The sequence below is a fragment of the Aeromonas sp. QDB30 genome (assembly GCF_027707645.1).
GTDB classification, from domain to species: Bacteria; Pseudomonadota; Gammaproteobacteria; order Enterobacterales; family Aeromonadaceae; genus Aeromonas; species Aeromonas caviae.
Map to the genome: position 1 here is coordinate 1 of NZ_JAPCIY010000134.1, position 4,505 is coordinate 4,505.

Annotated in this window: 2 protein-coding genes; both read right to left on the reverse strand. The window is 49.1% G+C overall.

From position 1 onward, the window contains the following. Positions 1-40 precede the first annotated feature (40 nt). A complete protein-coding gene (locus tag PG896_RS20485) occupies positions 41-985 on the reverse strand; it encodes a response regulator transcription factor (RefSeq protein ID WP_124813028.1) in 945 nt (314 codons plus the stop codon). Beyond that, positions 972-4,349, reverse strand: coding sequence for a hybrid sensor histidine kinase/response regulator (locus PG896_RS20490; protein ID WP_232091029.1), 3,378 nt, complete (start codon positions 4,347-4,349; stop codon positions 972-974). Before PG896_RS20490 ends, PG896_RS20485 begins: the two co-directional genes overlap by 14 nt. Positions 4,350-4,505: the final 156 nt, after the last annotated feature.

The following is a 4,505-nucleotide window of genomic DNA, read 5'->3' on the forward strand; positions in this document are numbered from 1 at the left end:
CACACCATTCTAAATTATTGATATTAAATGGCTAAACTTTTTAGTTTTGGCTCATAGGGTACTTATTCGCACCTTCCCTGGCATGTGAGCTATCGAGTAACCGCAGTGAAATACTTGCTGCTGCAGTGCGGTTATCAACATTGAGCTTTTTGTAGATCTGCTCAAGATGTTTGTTCACTGTTCTGTGGCTCATTTCAAGAATAGTGGCGATCTCCCAATTGGTTTTGCCGAAAGAGAGCCAATAAAGCACCTGAGATTCGCGTTTAGTGAGATTAAGTTCGCGTTGCAAATCTTCTTCTGTACCGCGTTTTTTCGGCGTGACCAAACGGATCAATGCATGCAGCTGATCATATTCACCGGCATATTCAGCTTGAATCGGCGGGGTAAACTGGTTCAGTTGCAGAGGTTCTTTCCGATGTTCGGATGTGATCCAGCGGGCGATGTCGGGTTGAATGCTTTTCCACGTTTCCAGAATATCGCCATTTATCTTGCCGATCAGCTCTTGTGCGTAAGGCGTAGCCCACTCCAAGCGCCCCTGTTTTGATACGCAGAAGACATATTGCCCGGCATAATCGAGGGCAAATTGTGCCGATTTCGCCAGTTTGGCGTTATGGCTGTGCACCTTGATTCGCGCCAGCACTTCATTTGGCACAACCGGTTTGGTGATGTAATCGACACCACCCACCTCAAAACCATGAATGACATGCTCTGAATCGTTAAGGCCGGTCATAAATAAAATAGGGGTGGAGGGGAGCTTTTCTTTCAGTTTCTGGCACGTATCAAACCCGTCCATTTCCGGCATGATCGCATCCAGCAACACCACATCGGGCTGCACTTTTTCCACAATCGCCAATGCTTGTGCACCACTGAGCGCCACCAGCACAGTCAACCCCGCTTTATTGAGCGTGGCGTTAAGCATGCCGAGTGACTCAGGCGAGTCGTCGACCACTAATACAATGATGTTACTGAATTCAATAATGCTCATTTATCAACTCGTTCAGGTTATGTACGACTTTTTCAAATTTACATTGCGATGCATCGCTGCGGATTGAACCAAAAAAAGCCTCAGCGCTGTCGCCGGAACTGACGATCTCATCCAGTTTTTCGAGGAATGCGGACATAAAGCCAATTTCCGCATAATTGATCAACTGCGTCAGATCATCATGGGATGGGAGCGCCGCGTGCGCTACGGATGCATCTGAATTGGCGGCTGGTTTATCTTCCGGCTCGTCTGCAAACAGCCAGTCGACGGGTAATAAGTTGCTGAGTTTCGTGAGCAGTTGTTCCCGCGAGATGGGTTTGCTCAGGTAATCATTATGATATTTGGCGAGCATGTTGCTTTTTTCTAACTCATGAATGTTGGCTGACAGCATCATAATGGGGCTGCGGATGCCTTTTTGCCGCAGCTGGATCGCCAGTTGCCAGCCGCTGACTTCGGGCATGGTGATATCAAGAATATAGAGGTGAATGGTATGATTTTCGGCCATCTTCAGCGCTTCAGCCGCGCCATTCGCCTGTAAAATGTTGAAACCAAGTGGCGTGAGAATGTTGCTCACCAGATTGCGTTGATCAGCAATGTCGTCAACGACCAGAATGGTCTGTCGTGCGCCGGTGTAACCGGTAATATTTGGGTTAATCAGCACTGGAACTGAAACGGGACTTTCGACTGCTGACATCATCATGGTCAGTGTGAAATTGCTGCCTACATTCGGCTGGCTTTGGCAGGAGATATCGCCGCCCATCAGGCTGGCCAGCGCATGAGAAATAGTCAGCCCAAGCCCCGTGCCTTGAATGGCGCGCGTATTTTGCGTTTGAATGCGCTCAAACGGCTTAAAGATCTGCTGGATGTCGTGCTCAGATAGCCCAATACCGGTATCTTGGACGGAAAAACGCGCCACCTGATTGCGGTAGGTGACGCGGAAAGTCACTTTCCCTTCGCGAGTATATTTAACCGCATTATCCAGCAAATTGATGAGGATCTGCCGTAAGCGTTGTTTGTCGATGGCGATGTAGACAGGCAGATTCACGCAAGGTATATATTTAAACTCAAGCCCTTTCTGGGATGCTTCCATCGCAAACATCTCTGCCAGCTCATCGAGCATGGTTGCCAGATTAAATTCAACGCGTTGCAGCTCAAGACGACCCGCTTCAATTTTGGAGATCTCCAGTAACCCTTCCAACAGATCAGAAAGGTGTTTTCCATTCCGCCGAAGAATATGGGCATATTCACGGGTTTGGTGATCCAGCTTGCGATCATCACTTAACAATTGTGCGTAACCCAGCAAGACATTCAGCGGGGTGCGCAATTCATGACTCAGCCCCGCCAAGTAACGGCTTTTGGCGTTATTAGCCGTTTCTGCGGACTTTTTCGCTTGTTCCAATTGTCGGGAGGTTTTTTCGTGTGCGCTGATCTCATGCGTTAACAGTTGGGTGTGGGCTTTCAGCTCAGTGATGGCATTACGACTGGTGTTCCGTGCCAGCACAAACAGGCCACTGATAATGCCAACCGGAATCAGTAGCATCACAAACGCTTTGAGCATACCGCCCGTGATCGTGTGCATATTATCGGGTGCCAGCGAAGGGATTTGGCTGTAGGCGATCATGAAAATGGCGGCCATAAAACTGCTGACGATGGTTAACACAATCATGAACTGACTGATGGGGCTGGACAGTTTGTGCAGCAATTCATCGGGAAGAAACGGATGCAGGAATGTGTGTATCTGCTCATGAATGGTGGCTTTGGGGCGGCATTTATCTTCACAACGCACATCGAGTGAGCAACAGAGCGAGCAGATATGACCACCATAAACGGGGCAATGGGCCATATCTTCCGGTTCATAAGCATTTTCACACACGGAACAGGTAAGTTCGTGATCGTGATGAACATGACTTTGTGTCTTGGTATTGACCAGATAAAATTTGCCTTTGGTCAACCATGCAATCAGTGGTGCAGTAATAAACGGCAAAGCAAAGGCGATATAGGAAGCAAACGCTTTGATGGCTTCATTAAACACATCGAGGTGGGCTGCTATTCCAACCGATGAGGCAATGATCATCGAGCCGAGACCGACCGGATTAATGTCATACAGTTTCGAGCGTTTGAACTCAATACCTGGTGGGCTTAAACCCAGCGGTTTATTGATAATGAGGTCGGCAACCAAGCTGCCGATCCACGCTAAAACTAAGACGGAATAAACTTGCAGGGTTTTTTCCAGCAACTGGTAGATGCCGAGCTCCATCAATAAGAGTGCAATCACGACATTAAACACCATCCAGACCACACGACCCGGATGGTTGTGCGTTAAGCGAGAGAAGAAGTTCGACCAAGCCAGTGAGCCGGCATAGGCATTCGCGACGTTGATTTTAAGCTGCGACATAATGACAAACACACCCGCCGCCAGCAGTGCCAGCTTGGTGTTGTCGGTCATGTAGCCAAAGGCATTGAGGTACATATGCGCAGGGTCGCTGGCCTCAGCCGCGCCAAAACCATGACTGATTGCCAGCCACGCCAGATAGCTGCCAAGCGCGAGTTTGGTGGCACCGAATAGTATCCAACCCGGCCCGCCGAATAGCATCGCTAACCACCATTTGAAACGACCAGTTTTCTTTTGCTCTGGCAGAAAGCGCAGAAAGTCGACTTGCTCGCCTAACTGCGCAATGACGGCCAGTAATACGGCTGACGCGCTGCCAAACAGTAGCCAGTTAAAGCCATTCCCGTTTTGATTCATACCGGTGTAAGCCAGCCAGCTGTCGAGTTGTGAATCGGGGTGGCTGAAGACATAAAACAGCGGCACGATCTGCATCGTCAACCACAGTGGCTGCGATAACATCTGAAAACGGCTGATATTAGTGATACCAAAGATCACGAGCGGGATCACCGCTATCGCACTGATGATATAGCCCCAAAACAGCGGGATGCCCAATAGCAGTTCCAACGCCATCGACATGATCGCGGCTTCCAGCGCGAAAAAGATAAAGGTAAACGAGGCGTATATCAGCGAAACAATGGTGGAACCGATATAACCAAACCCAGCACCACGGCTGAGTAAGTCAATGTCTACCCCATATTTGGATGCGTAATAGCAGATTGGGATGCCGCTGAAAATCACGACTACGGAAACGGCTGCGATAGCCCATAGTGCATTGATGGAACCATAAGAGAGCGTAATCGAGCCGCCCAACGCTTCTAAAACCAGAAACGAGACAATACCCAGTGCGCTATTGGCGATCCAGGTCGCAGACCATTTGCGGGCGCGTTTCGAGGTAAAGCGCAGCGCGAAGTCTTCCAACATCTCATTGGCAACTAACTTATTGTATTTCCGCCGATTAATAGGAATCTTTTGCATCATAGACAGTGCTTCCATTCATGATAAATAGCCCTTGATTTCGCGAATTCAACTTCGAAGTGCGACACTCGCCTATGCCGCGTGACGGTACTCTTCGAATACCTTGACAGGCTGCCTGAATCCGAGACATTTCCGAGGTCGTAGGTTGAGCCACTGCTC